This window comes from Thermoproteus uzoniensis 768-20 (assembly GCF_000193375.1).
In the GTDB taxonomy this organism is placed as follows: domain Archaea; phylum Thermoproteota; class Thermoprotei; order Thermoproteales; family Thermoproteaceae; genus Thermoproteus; species Thermoproteus uzoniensis_A.
On sequence record NC_015315.1, the window covers coordinates 600,572 to 616,792 of the forward strand.

Genomic DNA, 16,221 nt, shown 5'->3' on the forward strand with positions numbered 1-16,221 from the left:
AATTGAGTTAGCCCCACGACGAAATCAATATTTAAAACAGCCCTCGACGGGGGGCGTAATGGTATTCCCGCTGGACTCCATAACCGACTACTCGGTAGTGCTGACGCCGGAACACGAGATGTTCAGAAAAGCTGTTAGGGAGTTCGTCGAGAGGGAAATAGCCCCGCGCGCCATGGAGATAGAGGAGAGGAATGAGCCGCCGCTGGACATAATTAAAAAAATAGCTGAGCAAGGCTTCTACGGTATAGGGATACCCGAGAAGTACGGCGGACAGGGCGGAGACCACAGAATGGCCGCGATAATGAGCGAGGAGTTCTGCAGAGTCTTGCCGGGCCTCAGCGTGTACTTCGGCACTAACGAGCTGTTCGTAACCCCCATACTGCTCTTCGGGACTGAGGAGCAGAAGCAGAAGTATATCCCGCCGATAGCGAGGGGCGAGAAGCTGGGCGCCTTCGCCGTCACCGAGCCTTGTTGCGGCTCCGACGTCGCCGGCATCCAGACCAGGGCGGAGAAGAAAGGCGATAGGTGGATCATAAACGGAAGGAAGGCCTTCATCAGCAGCTCTGACGTGGCCGACTACTTCGTGGTGCTCGCCAGGACCTACCCGCCGCCCGATAAGAGGACGCGGTACCTAGGCCTGACCTTCTTCATAGTGGAGAAGGGGACGCCCGGATTCAAGGTGGAGCAGTGCTACCACAAGATGGGCCTACACGGCGACAACGCGTGCGAGCTCGTCTTCGAGAACGTGGAGGTCCCCGACGAGAATAGGGTGGGCGAGGAGGGGATGGGCTTCATATACGCCATGGAGACCTTCGACAGGACGAGGATAGGCGTGGCGGCCCAGGCGGTGGGCATGGCCCAAGGGGCCTTCGAGAAGGCGTTCCAGTACGTCCACCAGAGGCAGGCCTTCGGGGTTCCCGTGGCGTACTTCCAAGCCATTCAATTCAGCCTAATGGACATGGCGGCCAAGCTGATGTCGGCGAGGCTGTTGACCTATCTGGCGGCCAAGCTGGCAGACGAGGGCAGGAAGGAGTTCACCTTCGTCGCGTCGCTGGCCAAGTTCTACGCCACAGAGGCGGCGGAGGAGATAATATCGGAGGCCATAAACCTACACGGCGGCGTGGGCGTAATCGTGGAGACCGGCATAGAGAGGTTCCTCCGCGACGTCAAGATAACCCAGATCTACGAAGGCGCCAACAACATACAGCGCTTGACCGCGTACCGCCAGCTGATCCGCCTACTGAGGGAGAAGGGCCAGATCCCCGAGGATGTGGCGAAGCTCGTCACATGAGGAGGGTCGCCGTAGTGGGGGTAGGGATTTCGAAGTTCGGCTATAGGCCCGACGTATCTCTCCCCGAGCTGGCCTGGGAGGCCGTCAAGGAGGCGCTGGACGACGCGAGGCTTGACGCCAAGGACATAGAGGCCTACGTCGTCGGGAACGTCGGCGGCTGGTCCAGCGAGCCCCTCCCCGCCGTCGTGGTCGGCGAGTACTGCGGGCTCGCTCCAAGTAGCGGGATAAGGGTGGAGGCGGCCTGCGCCAGCGGGTCCTCCGCTGTCAGGACCGCCTACCACATGGTGGCCAGCGGCGAGGCCGATATCGTCATGGCGATGGGCGTCGAGAAGATGAACGAGTCGCCCACGCCCACAGTCGTCGAGTTCATAGGGAGGGCCGGCAACTACTTCTGGGAGTTCGAGAACTTCGGCTTGACGTTCCCCGGCTACTATGCCCTACATGCCACAGCCTACATGAACAAGTACGGCGCTACCGAGGCCGACCTCTGCGAGGTGGCCGTCAAGAACCACTACTACGGCAGTCTCAACCCCAAGGCGCAGTTCCAGAAGCCCATAACGCTGGAGGAATGCCTCAAGTCGAGATATGTGGCCTGGCCTCTGAAGCTCTACGACTCGTCTCCTATAACCGACGGCTCGGCCGCCGTCATACTGGCGAGCGAGGAGGTCGCCAAGAAGATAACGGACACCCCAGTCTGGATAAAGGCCATAGGCGCCGCGAACGGCACGAGCAACCTCAGCAAGAGGGAAGACTTCACGGGCCTGGAGGCGGCGCGGCTCGCGGCGCAGAGGGCCTACAGGAAGGCCGGCATAGACCCCAACGAGCCCGTCAAGTACCTCGACGTGGCCGAGGTCCACGACTGCTTCACTATAGCGGAGATTATGGCCTACGAAGATCTGGGCTTCGCGAAGAGGGGCGAGGGGTACAAGCTGGCGAGGGAGAAACAGACCTATATAGGCGGCGTGATCCCGGTGAACTTGAGCGGCGGCCTTAAGGCCAAGGGGCATCCCATAGGCGCAACCGGAGTTGCCATGATAGCCGAGCTCACGAGGCAGTTGAGGCAGGAGGTGGAGAGGGGCAGACAAGCGCCGATAAAGAAGGGCATGGCTCTGGCCCACAACGTCGGCGGGACCGGGCACTACGCGTTCGTGACCATACTGTCGCTATGAGCACCGTCATAGAGAAGCTCAGGGAATACCTCGACAAGGCAGAGGCCGAGCAGATAAGGCAGCTGGACCAGCTAGTCGCCGCGACTGGGCTCCCCGTGTATAAGGATCCCAAGACCGGCGCGCTGGTCTGGGTAGACGTAAGGGAGCTCAGGCTGAGGTTCCAGCTCTCCGTCAACAAAATAGCTAAATTTGTCGAGGGGCTTTCCCAGGAGCGGCTGTACTACACAGTATGCAAGAGGTGCGGGGCCAAGTACTTCCCGCCGCAAGCCGACTGCCCGAGGTGCAAGGCGTCTGACATGGAGTGGAGGGAGGTCTCGCGGGAGGGGGAGCTGATAACGTGGACTGTGATAAACGTGAAGCCCGCCAGCTTCGCCCACAACAAGGACTACGTGGTCGGTATAGTGAGGATGCCCGAGGGCTTCAACATAACCGCTTGGGTCGATGCAGACCCCTCGGCGCTTAGGCCCGGCATGAGGCTGAGGCTGGTTGTCGGGAGGAGGCCCGGCGAGAACTACATAACATATTGGTTCAGGCCCGCCCAATAACGGCCTTTTCGGCGTCCTTGCCTATAGCGAGGCGCCGTTGCGCTAAATAGGGACAATATTTTTAACTGGGGCCTCACAAGGGCCAATGTTGCCGAGGGCGTTCATAACAAGCGTAGTTGGGTCGTGGCCGAGGCCGAAATGGCTCCTCGAGGCTTTCGAGAGGAGGGAGGCCGGCCTCATCGACGACGAGACGCTCAAGATCTATATGGACGACGCGGCGAGGCTCGCCATAAAGGACCAGGAGGAGGCGGGGATAGACGTGGTGACCGACGGCGAGCAGAGGAGGACCAGCTTCGTGGCGTTCGTCGGGCAGAAGCTCAAGGGCTTCAAGATAGTCAAGGCCGAGGAGCTCCACCCCGAGGCGCGGGAGATAATGAAGCGCCACAAGGCGCCCCTCACCATCTGGAGGCCCGTCATATCGGGCTATATAGAGGACAGCGTTATCGCCGCCGACGAGGCCCAGTTCGCCAAGGCCGTCGCGTCTAAGCCCATCAAGGTCACCCTGCCGTCGCCCTACCTCATCATGTGGGAGAGCTGGCACTCCAAGATATCGGCGCCTTACTACCCCAGGCCCGAGGACGCCGCCGAGGCCTACGCGAAGGTCCTCAGGAGGGAGATCTCCAGGCTCATAGACGCCGGCGTCGCCTTCATACAGCTCGACGAGCCCATGCTCGGCGACCTCCTTGAGGCCACGGAGAACGAGCCAGACCGCTACAAGAAGGTGGCCTCCGAGATATACGGCCAGAAGTACAGAGGACTGAAAGACGAGATAAGGCTCGCCGTCGACCTCGTCAACGAGGTGGTCCAGGGATACGAGACGTCGGTCCGCATAGGCATGCACCTCGACAGATGGCCCACAGAGGACTCTCCCGTCGTGGGCTACGAAAAGCTGGCGCCGACGATCTTCGACGTAAAGGTCAGACAGTACGTGGTGGAGTATAAGGCCCCCAGGATGGGCGACCCCGTCGAGTTCGCCAAGATACTTCCCAGCGACAAGGAGATAGGGCTTGGCTCAGTCGACGTGAGGGACCACAAGCGGGTCGAGACGCCCGAGGAGATAGTGGCCCACGTGGAGCGGATAGTGAAGTACGTGGATCCCACGCGCATATGGCTGAACCCCGACTGCGGCTTCGCGCCCGGCCAGTTCAGGGCGTTCCCGAGAGACGTCGCCAGGGCGAAGCTGAAGGCGATGGTAGAGGCCGCCAGGAGGCTCAGGGAAAAGTACTGGTGGGCCTAATTTTTCCTTACCCACTCTAAAGCCTACGGACGGAGCCGACGTTGCTCTGGAGACGGTCCGCCGCGTAGCTTTAAGCTTTTAAGGCCGATCCGGGGCACGACTCGTGGAGGCGTTGCCGAAGCCTTGGCTAGACCCGGCGAGGTACAAGGAGGTCCTGCTTAGGGAGGCCCTCTACGAGGCGGAGATAGCTGAGCATTTTCTGGAGACGGGCCTTGTCCGCAACGCGGCCGGGAAGGCGTTTCAAGCATGGAAGGCGCTCGTGGCGGCCTTCGCATCGGACAAGCTTGAGGATTTGAAGAAGGCGTTCCCTGGGTATAAGCGGCTGAGGGGACAACGAAGGAGGGTAGAAAGGGCTCTGTGGATCGTGGCGGTCATGCTCACGTCCAAGCTAAAGGCCGTGGCCCAACTGGTCGGGGGCGACGTAGACCTGTATACTAATCTAGCCCTCCTGCTCCACGAGTATCAGTACAATGGGCCGGACGCCGAGGGGGTCTTGAGCGTCTACCAGAGCGACGAGTCGGCGGCCCGCGACGTGGCTAAGCTTTTGGCCAAGATCAGGGAGCTCGCGCAACTGCGTCCGTAGTACGGCCGGCCTAGCGCGGGCGAGGGGCTACGCGCCCGCGGGACGGTTGGCTGATCCTTGAGCCCGAAGCTGTTTGGGCTAGATTTTTAAAAAGCTTCCGCGTCAACACAAGGATAGACGCCGCGGTCCAAGAGCTGGGGCTGAGGACGGACGAGACAACAAGACGGGCTCTACGCGCCCTCCTGGCATATAGAGGTTCTTTGCTGTAGGAAAATTCGACTGTTAGGCGGGCGCCTCACGCGTCGAGGAGGCCTCTGCTCCTCCTCAGGACGACGGCCTCGAGGAACGTGTCTCTGACAGGCTCGTAAACTCGTTTGTAGAAGCGCGACTGGCTCTCCAGAACCTCTCTGGGGAACGACGAGACGTACTGGACAGCCGCCTCCCAAGCCCTCTGGTACGGCACGACTAGGTCTATCTTCCACGCAACTTCCCTATCGTAGTCCTGCGGCCTCTGGGGCTTCCCGCCTATCATGAAGAGGCCCGTCTCCTCGTCCACTTGCACCTCCTCGCCGGCGATCTCCACGAACCTCCTCTCACCCCTTCCGCCGGCCGCCGCGCTCCCCCCGGCGCCGCGGGCGGTCCCCCTCGCCGCCGGGCCGTAGTGTTTCGCCCACGCGTAGAATATGGCCCTGTTCAAGCCAAAGGACTTAGCCTTGTCCAAATCGCCGTAGAGGACGAAGTAGCGAGCCGCCTGGAGGAGCGCCATTACCTGGAACCGCCCTATCTTCGCCGGGGCCTCCCTCCCGCGGGCCGACACGGGCTCGTGGACCGGCTCGTACTCGGCCAGAGCCGCCTCGACCAGCCGAGCCGCCTCGCCCGGCTCCACGCGGGCGTAGCACCCCTCCTCGTGTCTAGGGCTCTCGGGGTTGGCCCAGTCGGGGGAGAAACTGGAGAGCTTGTCGAGGGGGATGCAGACCGCGGCGTAGTTGAGCTCCCTATGTAGCGAGAGGGGGGCCGTGAAGACCCTCTTGGGATCCACCAGATCCTCCACCTTCAAGACCCCGCCGGAGCGCTCGGAGAGCTCCCTAAGCGCCGGGGCGGCCCTCTTGAGGACGTACCTCACCAAGGCGTGGGCCTCCTCGACCGGCCTCGCGCCCGGGAGAGCCCCCTCGTTGACCCTCACGTGTATTCCCTCCCCCGACCACAAGACGTACACCGACCTCGACACGCCCAGCTTGTCCAGCTCCGATATTATAGCCTCGGCCGCCCTCACTGCGAGCTCCCACTTGTCTATCTTGGTGTCTATATCGAAGAAGGGGGTGTAGGCCTTGATCTTGGAGTCGGCCACGTCCTCTTGGGCCTCCACTCTGCTGTAGACGGCGGCGGTGGCGTAGAACGTCCTGACGCCGAGCGCCTTGGCCAGCCTAGGCACGTCGTCAGGAGACCTAAGCGACAGGGGCCTGCCCGACCTGTCGTAGCGGGTAAACGCCTTGCCGTAGACGGCCACCCAGCGGCCTCTGGAGAAGTTGAAGATCTCCCTCTTAACCGCCTCCCTCTCGTAATACACGTAGCGAGTATCTCAGGACTTTATTAAGCCGAGGAAGCCGTCCGCGATGAGCTGTACAGCCCAGGCGGCCACTATGAGGCTGAAGAACCTCGAGAATATCTTGAGAGTATTGCTCCCGACGAGCTTGATTAGCAGAAGGGAGTACCTCATCGTGGCGTAGGTCAGCGCCGAGGCGACGGCTATGGCGAGCACCAGCGAGAGCGGGTTGTAGTACGTGGCCATGACCATGACCGAGGTTATGGCGCCGGGCCCCACCAACATGGGCGTGATTATGGGCACGATCACGTAGTCCTCGGGGTTTATGCCCATGGTGCGGGGCGCCCCCTCCCTCAATATATCGACCGCTATGACGAGGAGCAGTATGCCGCCGGCTGCCCTAAAGCCGTTGATGTTTATGTTGAAGATGTAGAATATATAGGGGCCGCCCAGGGCGAACAGCAGGAGGAGGGACGGCACCGTCACCGCCACGAGCTTGAGGAAACGGGGATACATCCTCTCGTAGTTGGGCAAGACCGCCAGCAGAGGTATCGCGCCCAGAGGATCGATTATGGCGTAGAGCTGGGCCGCGCCCACTAAGGCGTCCACCAACGAAAACGGTTGCATGGCGGCGCCAAGTCGCCTCTATAAAAATTCGGCCGCCCCGTCTCGCGCTGATCAGCCCCATCCCTTCAGTCCTCCACGAACCTCTCTCCTTTAGGTACGAGGTACTGCTGGAAGCGGCTGTAGTTGACGCCCGAAATGGCAACGGGCCTCCTTCAGATGAAGCCTTGGGCTAAGGCCGCGAGGATTCTGGCCACTATGTATAGATCGGGCAAGAACTCTCTACGGGGAGTCGCGGGGTTTCTCGGTGCGGTGTTCTGTCCGCGTAGCTATGCGGGGGCTCTATAACGGCGTCTTGGCTGGGCCGTGGGGATTCGCCGCTAGCTGTGTCTGGCCTATGGAGGTAGTCTGGCCACGACTTTCCTCACTTTCTTCCCGTCGGGGGTCTTGAAAAGCGCAATTACGACGCCGGGCTTCCCCGGAGGCTGGAGCACCCAGATCTTCTCCGGCTTGAGGCGATACTTCTCGCCGCCCACCTCCACCACGAACTCCCTATCCAGCAAATCCGACACAGCAAAATACGAAAAACGACTTAAAAACCCACCGCGCGATGGCCGTAGAGAGTTACTGAGGCGCCTCTCCCTGGAGGAGTATCTTTGCGAGGGGCCGAGATCTGGCCAGGTTGGCTGGCGCCGTCCAGAGGTCGCGCCGTGGAGCCGCGCCGAATTGCGGAATGTCTCATCGGCAGAGGGGCTGTCGTCCGGTTTTCCAAACGCGCCGGCTTGCTCAGTAAACATAAAGGTAAACTTTATATGTATACGCGCGCGTGAGAGCGTGAGCGAGGTTATCTCGATAAGGGTTAGAAGAGAGTTGAAAAGGGCGTTGGAGGAGCTGGGTATAGACTACGCCGAGGAGGTCAGGAGGTTTCTGGAGCAACTTGTGGCTAGAGAGCGGAGGCGGAGGGCTCTGGAGAGGGCGCGGTCGCTGAGGGAAGCTGTCGAGAGGGAGGCGGGCGCGTTGCCGCATGTCGCGGAGCTGATAAGGGAGGATAGAGATGGAGATAGCCGCTGATGCCTCGGCTATCGCCGCCCTCTTCTTGCCGGAGGACAAAAGCGCCGTCATTGAGAAGCTGTTCGGGCAGGCTGAGGCTATACATACGCTGGATCTAGCCGCCTACGAGGTGCTGAACGCAGTGTGGAAATACGCCAGGAGAGGCGTTATAGGCAGGAGGCTAGCCGAGGAGATTGAGACGGAGCTTCTGGATCTGCTCAGGACCTTGTACATCCACCGCTACGAGGAGGTGCTTCCCGACGCCCTCAAGTTAGCCTTAGAAAAAGACGTCACTGTATACGACGCCGCATATGTGGCTCTTGCCCAGAAGCTGGGCGCGCCTCTGTTGACGTTAGACAGGAGACTGGCCGAGGAGTTCCCCCGCCTGGCCTACATGCCCTAGCGTGAGCTGTCTAAACAGAAACAGACGGTGGGCGGCTCTTGTCGGAGGCCCGAGCACTTGATCGAGAAGTTGTTGGAGATCGTGGGGGCATGCCGGCGGTTAATTTAGGCGAGACGAAGACGGAGGAGACGGGCTACGGGCTCAGTCGGTGGCGAAGAACCGGCTTGACGTCCCTTTCTGCCTCTTCCGGCCGAACCTTTTGAGCTCTCATCTATATCTTCCAGCGCGTTGAGCCCCCTCGGCGGCTCTAGTCCTCGGGCAGTAGTCTCTTCACCACCGCGTAGTAGAAGGCTATGCTGAATAGGGCTGTGAAGAACAGCGTGGAGCCCAGGGCGACGTAGATGGCGGCCGGCGGCATCTGGATCAGCTGGTTGACCAACTGCGCGGCGGGTATGCCGCCGTTTCCCGTGACGAACATGTAGGGGTACCTCGCCCCGTCGTTGACGTACTCCATGAGGATCATGACGGCCTCGGCCAACACGCCTGCGGCCACGGCGGTTGCCCTGGGCGCCTTGCCTTTAGTTGCTTGGTAGAACGCGTAGGTGGCTATCAGCCCCAGCGCGACGGCCAGCGCCACGGCGGCGTAGAACGCGGGGTAGAACAAGCCGCTGGGCGAGTCGTAGCCGAGGAGGGGCCCGGCGACGTTGGCGGCTATATACGGGTCGTATTTGGCCAGCGCCGCGAAGTAGTAGCCGCCGGCCACGGCTTGGGGCGCCAGGAGGGCTAGGCCGACGCCGAGCGATAGCCTCACGCCGTATAGGTCCGGGTTTTTCCTGGCGGCGAGCACCGCGGCGAGGACGAACGCGCCGATGTCCACTGCGCCTATTATGGTGTGGGCTATGAGGGGCGGGTATATGGGGTTTGCGAAGGCGTCTATGGGGCTGAAGCCCGGCTTAATGAACTGGGGGTAGTCGAGCTCGGCGAATAGGTACCTGAAGCCTATGGGCACCAACAGGACCGATGCGGCGAGGGGTATGCCCAACGCGCTGTGGGTCCTCGGCCCTATTCTGCCCCAGAGGTGCCAGTAGGCGGCTATCAACGGTATGCTCGCCACTATGCCCACTAGGGCTATGGCGATGGGGTAGAAGTCGGCCTTCATGAATATGGCCGTCATGGAGGGGAAGGCAGACGCCATGTATACCGTCAGTATGGTGGCCCAGACCCCGGCGAATAGGTCGGTGGCGACCATGAGCCTGAACATGTCGCGGGCGAGGGCGTCCAGCCTCGCGTCGTTGCGCCTGTAGGCTAGGTATCTGACGAGGACTGTCAAGATCGCGGCGCCTATTATCACGTTGACAAAAACAAGATGCATCTCTAGGAAGAATCCGAGGAGGACGAAGGAGAGGAAGGCGCTATTCATGGCTCCCCCTCAACTTGTCTATAAGCCCGGGCCTCGTCGCCGTGTAGTACATGGCCGCGGCGCCTAGGGCCGCTATTGCGGCCAGCACGAGGACGACGAAGGCGGCGAAGCCCGGCGTCACGTCGACGCTGGTCACGACCTCGTTAGTGGTGAAGAGGCCGTATACGGTCCAGGGCTGTCTGCCCACCTCCCTCGCCGCCCAGCCGGCGCTCGCCGCGACAGCCGACAGCACCGCCATGGCCGAGGCCAGGAAGGGGAGCACGTTGTCCTTGCCCAAGAGCCTGCCGAGCAACTTGAAGTTTATGAAGTCGGCTATGGCCGAGAGGACAGGCGCCCTGACCAGATAGGTGAGGAGGACGAGGAGGGCGGCGATAGCCAGCAGTATGCCGGATCCGACCATCGTGTAGTACATCGCGCTGACTAGAGGGGCCAAGGGCTCGAGCGAGAGGACGGCGGCCTCGCAGTTCTGGGCCAGCGTGGCGTTAGCCAGCGGCCCGAGGTACCCCAGCGCCTGCGGATCCAGTTGCCGGTAGAGCTGGCCGAACGTGGCGTTGCCCAACGCGCCGCATTGCTGGAGGTAGTACTGGAAGCCGTATATCGGGTGGTTGGGGTTGCCGTAGGCAAAGAGCGCCTCTATGGGGTCGTTGAAGGAGTAGCCGTACACCGCCTGCCCCCCGGTGAGGGCCACCGAGGCGGTGAACTTGAGGGGCTGGTACGCCACCACGTCCTCGCCCATGAAGTGGCCAGATATGGGCTGAGCCAAGACCACTACGGCCATTATCCAGAGGAGTGGCTTGAGGAGCTTAAGGTACTTCTCGTCCCTCGTCCTAAGATACCTAGCCGATAGGGCCAGCGCCACGGCCCCGACGCCCACCGCGTAGGCCGCGAGCAGTGTATGGACGGTGGTGCTGATAGCGTCGGGGTTTGCGAGCGGTAGCCAGGGGTCGGCGAAGAAGGGCCCCACAGCCTGGGTGAAGTTCACGTTGGCCAACGCGGCGGAGCCCGCCCCGGCGAGCGTGTGGTTCATGACGAGCGCGGCCAGGGTCAACGCCGACGTGAGGTTGGCCGCGTCTGGGCCGTAGGTCGGCAGGAAGGGATAGAGGGCTCTCGGTATCCCGCCTACGCCCCAGGGGACATTCATCCAGGCGTTGACGGTCAGGATGAAGTAGCCGGAGAGCGATCCTAGGGCCCAGGCGGCCAGAAGTATGGACAATGTGTATCTGGCCCGCCACCTCCCCACGGCCATGACGAAGAGCCCGACGAGGACGGCCTCGCCTATGAACGCTATCGTGGCCTCGTAGAACAGCGGCACGAAGCCCGAGGACGAGAAGAGCAGAATGCTGGTCGGCCATATGTCGAGGAGGCCGAACTCGACTACGGTGCCCGTCACTACGCCGAGGGCGAAGTTGACGGCCCACACCGCCGTGAGGGTCTTGGCGTATTTGAGGTAGAGCCCGTCCCCCGTCCTGTACCACTCGATCAGCCACGCGAGTATGGCGAGAGGGAAGCCCAAGGTGAGGGACACGAAGGCCGCGTGTAGGTATATGCCGAACGTCGAGACGACGAGGGCGTTGTCGGCGCTCGCCGTGTGTAGATATAGGGCGTCGACGGCCCCGTCTCCGGTCGAGATTGCCATATACGGTCCTCGTTATGTCCCTAAAAATTAGGTCGTATATAGACCTGAAATAGAACTAAATAGATCTTCCATAAGCTAATTGGGCTATGTACATTCTTAGAGATATCGTAGGTGGGATAGGTGTAAAATACAAAAATTATAAAACTAGTTCATTGAGGTTTAGTGGTCCTCAAGATCATCGAGAGGTGCGGCTTGGGGTCCGACCGGCTCATGAGGGATATATTGGGCTATATAGTTGTGAACGGGCCCGCGACGGCGTACAGAATCGCCCGCGACATGAACATACATTTCGCCCAGGCCTATAGGAAGGTCAAGAGGCTTGAGAGGTTTAGGCTGGTGAGGAGGGTCGACGGCGGGCGCGGCGACGTCTTCGAGGCCACTGTGAGGGGCCTCGTGGCGTGTTACTACTACTCGTGCGCCGACAGGCGGGTCGTCGCGGCGCGGCTGGCCCGCGGCGTAGATAGGGAGGCCGTGAGCCGGTTCTTGGACGCGTATTTCCAGTATGCCGGCGAGTGCGCGCCTGTCGACGACCTGCCTCTCATGGTTTTCTACGCGGTGTCGGTAGGCGTGCCGATGGGGTATGTGGCCGACCTCCTGCCGCTCTTGAGGCCTATCTGCTCCATCGTCTCGGCGGCTGTTCCCGAGATCGAAACCGCGAAATAGTTTTTTATTCCGGCCTACTGCCGTCCCCCGTGTTGCTGGGCGTTGTGTCGGACACCCACGACGATTGGGCCGCCATAAGGAGCATCGGGAAGCTGTTCAGGGAGGCCGGCGTGTCGGCCGTGGTGCACGCCGGCGACTGGACATCGCCGTTTAGCATGTTGAAGATGCGCCGGGCGCTCGGCGCGGACGTCCCTATATATACCGTCTTGGGCAACAACGAGGGGGATCTCTTTGCCATGGCCGTGAAGGCCGCCGAGATGGACGTGAAGGTCCTGGGCGAGGCGGGTTTGATCGAGATGGGCGGCAGGAGGGTAGGGGTATACCACGGCACGTCTAGGCTTCTCGTCGAGGCCATGGCCAGGTCCGGCATGTTCGACGTGGTTATCTACGGCCATACCCACAGAGTCGACGTGGGCAGGTTGAACGGGACCTTGGTCCTCAACCCAGGCGAGGCGTGCGGCTGCGCTACTGAGAGGAGGACCGTGGCGTTGCTCGATCTGGAGGCCTTGAAGGTTGATATCTTGGACATATGAGGTGGCTGGGCCTCTGCAAGACGGGGACGGTGATGGACTATCGCCCGGTCCTCTTCCTAGAGGAGGGCGGGGGCTACGCCGTGGTTAGGTCCAGGTCGGGCAGATCGGCGGTGGTCAGAGTGGAGCGGGGGAAGCAGTGCGTCGGGGTCTCTCGGGAGGTGGCCTTGCTCCTCTATCCGGAGCTGGGATGGGAGCACATGCCGGTCGAGGCGCCTTTCCAGATAGAGAGGGCCGACCCAGTTAAGGCGACTAGAGTGGTCATGAGGGTGCCCTTCGGCATAGGCGAAGTCGTCGTCAGAAGACAGCTGTTGGGGTACCCCATATATGAGGGGGCCATCGCGTTGGAGTTCATGGACCATATAGAGTTCGGCGAGGTGGTCCACGTGGAGCCCCGCGACTTCTCCGTTGTGGCAGAGGACACGGCGCTCCGCCTCGTGGAGGTGCCCGTGGAGGAAAACGAGATAGTGTACGCCAGGCGTAGGTAGCTACGCGGGAGGCGGCACGTACTCTTTCTCCTTGGCGGCCGCCGCCTTGATCTCGTCCATCCTCTGGAGGACTTTCTCCAAGGCCTCCCTCCCGGCGTTCTTGGTGGCGGCCACGGCCTCGAAGAGGGCTCTCCGGAACGCGACCGGGAGGTCCTCTATGAAGCCTCTGGAGTCGACCCTGGCGGCGGGGAACTCCTGGAGGATCCTCTTGGCCAGATCGTCGTCCACCTCGACCTCTAATATCCTTATCTCGCCGCCGAACATGGACCGCAGGTTGGAGGCCAGCGGCGTGCCCTTTATCGCCTCGTACCTCTTCTCGTCTATCAGCAAGCCTATCTTGTACGTCATAGCTCCACCTCCAGCTCGCCTTCTTTTATCTTTAGATACCTATCCGTGACGAAGGGATAGCCGTAGACCTTCCACCACTTGACTATCACGTCGTAGACCTCGGGCCTCATGACGACCTTCGGCGGCCTCAGACCCTCTATGATCAGCCCTCTGAGGAAGGAGCCCGATATTTTCTCCGGCTCGTGGCCGCATAGGGGAGCCTCCTTGACGTCGCCGTAGGATATGCCCAGATAGGTGTACTCGCCGCACTTGGGGCAGTAGGCGAACTCGCCCATGTTGACAGGGCGGATCTTCAGCCCCTTGTCGATCTCGTGGGGCGGGCCGTTTATGCCGTAGCTGGGGAGGCCTCTCGTCCACAATATCTGGGTTGCGTAGGGGTCGTAGTACTCGCCCGTCGCGGCGTGGTCCCGGCCGAACATGTGGTGGGTGGCCCCCATGTTCTGCCTAATGATGCCGTGTAGTATAGACTCCAAGGGGTTGCCGTACCTCATGTCCCACAGCGTCATGGTGACTAGGTGTCTGTCCTTGTGGAAGTAGCCGAACTTGTTCAGAGCCTCGTGGCCCTCCAGTATGGCCTCGTCGACGTAGTCGCCGGGCCTCTTAGCGCCTATTATGGCGTTTACGAGGACGGCGTCGCCGGGCCTTTCGCCCCCAGCCACGAACATGGCCCTCTTCATGAGCATCTCGTGGCCCATATGGGGGACGTTGCGGGTCTGGTGCGCTACCACGACGCGCCAGCCCCTCCTGGCGACGTACTCCCGCGACTCCCGCGGAGGCATCCAGAACCTCGCGTAGGGCTCCTTAAATCTGGGCGGGTTCACCACCGTGATCCGCCCGGCGAGGGCCACGGGCTTGAGGGAGCGGTATATGAGCCAGCCGGGGTGCTTCTCGTCGAATCTACGCTTCACGACCTCCTTGTTCTTCTCGGGGGTCCCGAACACGGCGTCGGCGAACTCCTTGCGGTCGGGGAGCTTCCAGATCTCCTCTATGTCGAGGACGGCGAACGGCTTGCCCTTGAGAGTCAAGAGGGCCTTGTCGCCCTCCTTAAGCCCGAGCGCCTTCAGCTTGTCCTCGTCTATGTCGAAAACGAGCGGGAAGGGGAACAGCCAGCCGCTGAGGAGGCGCCTCTCCTTCAAAATGCTCTCGACCTCGTTCCTCGTCATGAAGCCCTCCACAGGGCTGAAGAAGCCGTACGCTATCGACATTATCTCGCGGTAGGGGTTCCTTATGGGCGCCCCGTCGGGACCCACCGTGGGCTCTATCTCGAGCTTCGTCAAGCCTGCCGTCATTGCGGCGGCCCTATCCCTATCCTCGACGACGTTGTAGACTAGCCTCCCTCCGTGGGGCTCCAACGGCGCCGGCATTGAGAAGGAGGATATCAACAATTTTAAGAATTATTATATACCCACTGTTAATTAATAGCCGGGCTGGATTTCTTTACCTGTCCTGTTTACAGGCTTTAGATCCGTGGGTGGCAGTCTCGTGTTCCTCCCGGCGTTTTCCCTATCGACGTACTCGTAGGCGCGCCAGAATATCCTGTAGACTATGTGCTCGCCGTTGGTCCAGAAAAGGGCCCAGAAGAACAAGGCCACGACGATTGCGTGGAGATGTATCGCGGTCCAGAGAAACGCCGTGGCGGCCACCGAGAGCTGGTTGTAGGCCCACACATATATAGCGGCCTGTAGCAGAAATCCGCTTACGCCCAAGAGGAGCACCATGATGGGCAGGAAATCGGCGCCTAAGATATCCCAGATGCCTCTGTACTGGGCCTCCCTATACCTCACGGCCAGCCATATGGACGCCCCGGCCACCATCAAGACGCCGCCTATCATGCCGAACAGCCTCGGCGGCGAGTCCAGGTTGAGCGCTATCATGTTGTGGGGGAACATTAGGAAGGCGAGCGTAGTCGAGATTGCGGCAAATATAAAGCCCCATATTATCATGAGCTTCGCGGCCCTCTTGGCGATCCTGGTCTTGACCACCTCGGCGGGCGCCCTCCCGTACTCGCACTTCAAGATCTCCATGGCCAAGGCGTCCACGAAGATGGTCCTTATAAGCGCCGCCAAAGTCCTGCCGGCCCCCAGTGGGGGCTTCTGGGAGACGAGGCGCCTCTCCCATTCGGCGTATGGTATGACCATCTGGATCTGCGGAAATCTTAGGGCCCGCCGCTGGTTTACGCCTTTGTAGAGGAAGGCGAAGATCAGAAAGGCGACGGTTATGTAGGCGAGCACGTCTATCAAGGTCCAGTCCACAGGGGATTTGACATATATATAACCCGTCGATGTATCCTCGAATAGATTGGGGCCTAAAGCCACGAGAGCCATGGCCCTCCTCCTGCGGCGGCCTAAAAAACGTTGTTATCAGAACTGTGTGAACAATATTTTTTATATTATCTAACGAGGGCCATTATGCCAACATTTGTGTACGCCTCTCTTTGCAAGGGATGCGGCAAATGCGTCGATATATGTCCAGCGGACAACATGCAGTACAACCCGAAGACTAGGAGGGCCTATAACGCCGATCCGGCAAGTTGCGCCGAATGCCTCAACTGCGTGAAGTACTGCCCAGAGCACGCAGTCGACGTGAGGTCGTACGCCGATTTTGTGCCGCTGGGCGCCAGAGTCGGCGTGATAAGGGACACTAAGAAGAATATCATATACTGGCGCCTCGTGTTTAGAGACGGCACGGTGCTGGACTACGCAATACCGATAAGGACCACGCCTTGGGGCAGCGCCAAGGGGGCCGCGGACTTCCCGGAGAGGCAGGATCTAGACTCGGAACTGCTCTGTTGCGAGGACAACCCGGAGTGGCTGGGCTTCAAGGAGCTCCCGAGGCCTAAGGAGCTCAAATACATCAAGGGCCCGCCGTGAC

Annotated in this window: 19 protein-coding genes; 11 read left to right on the forward strand and 8 right to left on the reverse strand. The window is 60.8% G+C overall.

The genetic code is table 11. The annotated features are described in order from the left end of the window. Positions 1-58: 58 nt before the first annotated feature. The 5 genes from TUZN_RS03330 (at position 59) to TUZN_RS03350 (ending at position 4,825) form a co-directional block, all read left to right on the forward strand. On the forward strand, positions 59-1,291 hold the full coding sequence (locus tag TUZN_RS03330; RefSeq protein ID WP_013679522.1) for an acyl-CoA dehydrogenase family protein: 1,233 nt from the start codon (positions 59-61) through the stop codon (positions 1,289-1,291). Continuing rightward, positions 1,288-2,460: a thiolase domain-containing protein gene (locus TUZN_RS03335; RefSeq protein WP_013679523.1), complete on the forward strand. Its 1,173-nt coding sequence runs from the start codon at positions 1,288-1,290 to the stop codon at positions 2,458-2,460. Before TUZN_RS03330 ends, TUZN_RS03335 begins: the two co-directional genes overlap by 4 nt. Beyond that, the gene (locus TUZN_RS03340) at positions 2,457-3,005 is read left to right on the forward strand and encodes a Zn-ribbon domain-containing OB-fold protein (RefSeq protein WP_013679524.1); all 549 of its coding nucleotides are present in this window, start codon (positions 2,457-2,459) and stop codon (positions 3,003-3,005) included. The genes TUZN_RS03335 and TUZN_RS03340 overlap by 4 nt, the downstream gene beginning before the upstream one ends. A gap of 85 nt (positions 3,006-3,090) precedes the next feature. Continuing rightward, positions 3,091-4,242, forward strand: a complete 1,152-nt coding sequence (locus tag TUZN_RS03345) for a cobalamin-independent methionine synthase II family protein (protein WP_013679525.1) — start codon at positions 3,091-3,093, stop codon at positions 4,240-4,242. Positions 4,243-4,345: 103 nt separating this feature from the next. Then, a complete protein-coding gene (locus TUZN_RS03350; RefSeq protein WP_013679526.1) occupies positions 4,346-4,825 on the forward strand; it encodes a PaREP1 family protein in 480 nt (159 codons plus the stop codon). Between the two features lie 235 nt (positions 4,826-5,060). On the opposite strand, the gene TUZN_RS11425 is transcribed toward TUZN_RS03350, so the two are convergent. The 3 genes from TUZN_RS11425 to TUZN_RS11430 all read right to left on the reverse strand — a co-directional run bounded on the left by TUZN_RS11425 (position 5,061) and on the right by TUZN_RS11430 (position 7,444). Then, positions 5,061-6,332, reverse strand: coding sequence for a hypothetical protein (locus tag TUZN_RS11425; protein ID WP_013679527.1), 1,272 nt, complete (start codon positions 6,330-6,332; stop codon positions 5,061-5,063). A gap of 12 nt (positions 6,333-6,344) precedes the next feature. Continuing rightward, on the reverse strand, positions 6,345-6,935 hold the full coding sequence (locus tag TUZN_RS03360; protein ID WP_013679528.1) for a MarC family protein: 591 nt from the start codon (positions 6,933-6,935) through the stop codon (positions 6,345-6,347). Between the two features lie 332 nt (positions 6,936-7,267). Further along, entirely contained in the window at positions 7,268-7,444 is a 177-nt protein-coding gene (locus TUZN_RS11430; protein WP_013679529.1) for a chromatin protein Cren7, read from the reverse strand. A gap of 262 nt (positions 7,445-7,706) precedes the next feature. Between TUZN_RS11430 and vapB the strand changes: the two genes are divergently transcribed. Together vapB and TUZN_RS03375 are read left to right on the forward strand one after the other, a co-directional pair. Continuing rightward, positions 7,707-7,943 carry a type II toxin-antitoxin system VapB family antitoxin gene (gene vapB, locus TUZN_RS03370; protein WP_013679530.1) on the forward strand — a complete coding sequence of 79 codons (237 nt, stop codon included), beginning with the start codon at positions 7,707-7,709 and terminating at the stop codon, positions 7,941-7,943. Further along, positions 7,927-8,325 (forward strand): type II toxin-antitoxin system VapC family toxin, encoded by a 399-nt coding sequence (locus tag TUZN_RS03375; protein WP_013679531.1) that lies wholly within the window; start codon positions 7,927-7,929, stop codon positions 8,323-8,325. Before vapB ends, TUZN_RS03375 begins: the two co-directional genes overlap by 17 nt. A 247-nt stretch (positions 8,326-8,572) precedes the next feature. On the opposite strand, the gene TUZN_RS03380 is transcribed toward TUZN_RS03375, so the two are convergent. Beyond that, the gene (locus TUZN_RS03380) at positions 8,573-9,685 is read right to left on the reverse strand and encodes a cytochrome ubiquinol oxidase subunit I (protein WP_013679532.1); all 1,113 of its coding nucleotides are present in this window, start codon (positions 9,683-9,685) and stop codon (positions 8,573-8,575) included. Beyond that, the gene (locus tag TUZN_RS03385; protein ID WP_013679533.1) at positions 9,678-11,321 is read right to left on the reverse strand and encodes a cytochrome ubiquinol oxidase subunit I; all 1,644 of its coding nucleotides are present in this window, start codon (positions 11,319-11,321) and stop codon (positions 9,678-9,680) included. The genes TUZN_RS03380 and TUZN_RS03385 overlap by 8 nt, the downstream gene beginning before the upstream one ends. Positions 11,322-11,483: 162 nt before the next feature. On the opposite strand from TUZN_RS03385, the gene TUZN_RS03390 reads away from it, so the two are divergent. From TUZN_RS03390 to TUZN_RS03400, 3 genes are read left to right on the forward strand one after another with little or no spacing between them, the layout of a single operon-like run. After that, positions 11,484-11,984 carry a winged helix-turn-helix domain-containing protein gene (locus TUZN_RS03390; protein ID WP_013679534.1) on the forward strand — a complete coding sequence of 167 codons (501 nt, stop codon included), beginning with the start codon at positions 11,484-11,486 and terminating at the stop codon, positions 11,982-11,984. A 29-nt stretch (positions 11,985-12,013) separates the two neighbouring features. Next, positions 12,014-12,517 carry a metallophosphoesterase gene (locus tag TUZN_RS03395; protein ID WP_013679535.1) on the forward strand — a complete coding sequence of 168 codons (504 nt, stop codon included), beginning with the start codon at positions 12,014-12,016 and terminating at the stop codon, positions 12,515-12,517. Continuing rightward, positions 12,514-13,002 (forward strand): hypothetical protein, encoded by a 489-nt coding sequence (locus TUZN_RS03400; RefSeq protein WP_013679536.1) that lies wholly within the window; start codon positions 12,514-12,516, stop codon positions 13,000-13,002. The genes TUZN_RS03395 and TUZN_RS03400 overlap by 4 nt, the downstream gene beginning before the upstream one ends. Here TUZN_RS03400 and TUZN_RS03405 read toward each other — a convergent pair whose 3' ends face one another. Genes TUZN_RS03405 through TUZN_RS03415 form a run of 3 tightly spaced genes read right to left on the reverse strand, consistent with a single transcriptional unit; the run spans position 13,003 to position 15,674 of the window. Next, positions 13,003-13,350, reverse strand: a complete 348-nt coding sequence (locus tag TUZN_RS03405; protein ID WP_013679537.1) for a DUF6955 family protein — start codon at positions 13,348-13,350, stop codon at positions 13,003-13,005. Continuing rightward, positions 13,347-14,714, reverse strand: coding sequence for a sulfate adenylyltransferase (sat, locus tag TUZN_RS03410; RefSeq protein WP_052886050.1), 1,368 nt, complete (start codon positions 14,712-14,714; stop codon positions 13,347-13,349). The genes TUZN_RS03405 and sat overlap by 4 nt, the downstream gene beginning before the upstream one ends. Positions 14,715-14,765: 51 nt before the next feature. Then, positions 14,766-15,674: a hypothetical protein gene (locus TUZN_RS03415; RefSeq protein ID WP_013679539.1), complete on the reverse strand. Its 909-nt coding sequence runs from the start codon at positions 15,672-15,674 to the stop codon at positions 14,766-14,768. Positions 15,675-15,758: 84 nt separating this feature from the next. Here TUZN_RS03415 and aprB point away from each other — a divergent pair, with 84 nt between their 5' ends. Beyond that, complete coding sequence (gene aprB, locus TUZN_RS03420) at positions 15,759-16,220, forward strand: adenylyl-sulfate reductase subunit beta (RefSeq protein ID WP_052886051.1); 462 nt, start codon at positions 15,759-15,761, stop codon at positions 16,218-16,220. The last annotated feature ends 1 nt before the right edge of the window (position 16,221 follow it).

Bases quoted from the DNA above. Each gene is read 5' to 3' on its own strand.
- TUZN_RS03330 (WP_013679522.1), top strand. From the start codon at position 59: ATGGTATTCCCGCTGGACTCCATAACCGACTACTCGGTAGTGCTGACG.
- TUZN_RS03335 (WP_013679523.1), top strand. From the start codon at position 1,288: ATGAGGAGGGTCGCCGTAGTGGGGGTAGGGATTTCGAAGTTCGGCTAT.
- TUZN_RS03340 (WP_013679524.1), top strand. From the start codon at position 2,457: ATGAGCACCGTCATAGAGAAGCTCAGGGAATACCTCGACAAGGCAGAG.
- TUZN_RS03345 (WP_013679525.1), top strand. From the start codon at position 3,091: ATGTTGCCGAGGGCGTTCATAACAAGCGTAGTTGGGTCGTGGCCGAGG.
- TUZN_RS03360 (WP_013679528.1), bottom strand. From the start codon at position 6,935: ATGCAACCGTTTTCGTTGGTGGACGCCTTAGTGGGCGCGGCCCAGCTC.
- TUZN_RS03375 (WP_013679531.1), top strand. From the start codon at position 7,927: ATGGAGATAGCCGCTGATGCCTCGGCTATCGCCGCCCTCTTCTTGCCG.
- TUZN_RS03380 (WP_013679532.1), bottom strand. From the start codon at position 9,685: ATGAATAGCGCCTTCCTCTCCTTCGTCCTCCTCGGATTCTTCCTAGAG.
- TUZN_RS03385 (WP_013679533.1), bottom strand. From the start codon at position 11,321: ATGGCAATCTCGACCGGAGACGGGGCCGTCGACGCCCTATATCTACAC.
- TUZN_RS03400 (WP_013679536.1), top strand. From the start codon at position 12,514: ATGAGGTGGCTGGGCCTCTGCAAGACGGGGACGGTGATGGACTATCGC.
- TUZN_RS03405 (WP_013679537.1), bottom strand. From the start codon at position 13,350: ATGACGTACAAGATAGGCTTGCTGATAGACGAGAAGAGGTACGAGGCG.
- sat (WP_052886050.1), bottom strand. From the start codon at position 14,714: ATGCCGGCGCCGTTGGAGCCCCACGGAGGGAGGCTAGTCTACAACGTC.
- TUZN_RS03415 (WP_013679539.1), bottom strand. From the start codon at position 15,674: ATGGCTCTCGTGGCTTTAGGCCCCAATCTATTCGAGGATACATCGACG.
- aprB (WP_052886051.1), top strand. From the start codon at position 15,759: ATGCCAACATTTGTGTACGCCTCTCTTTGCAAGGGATGCGGCAAATGC.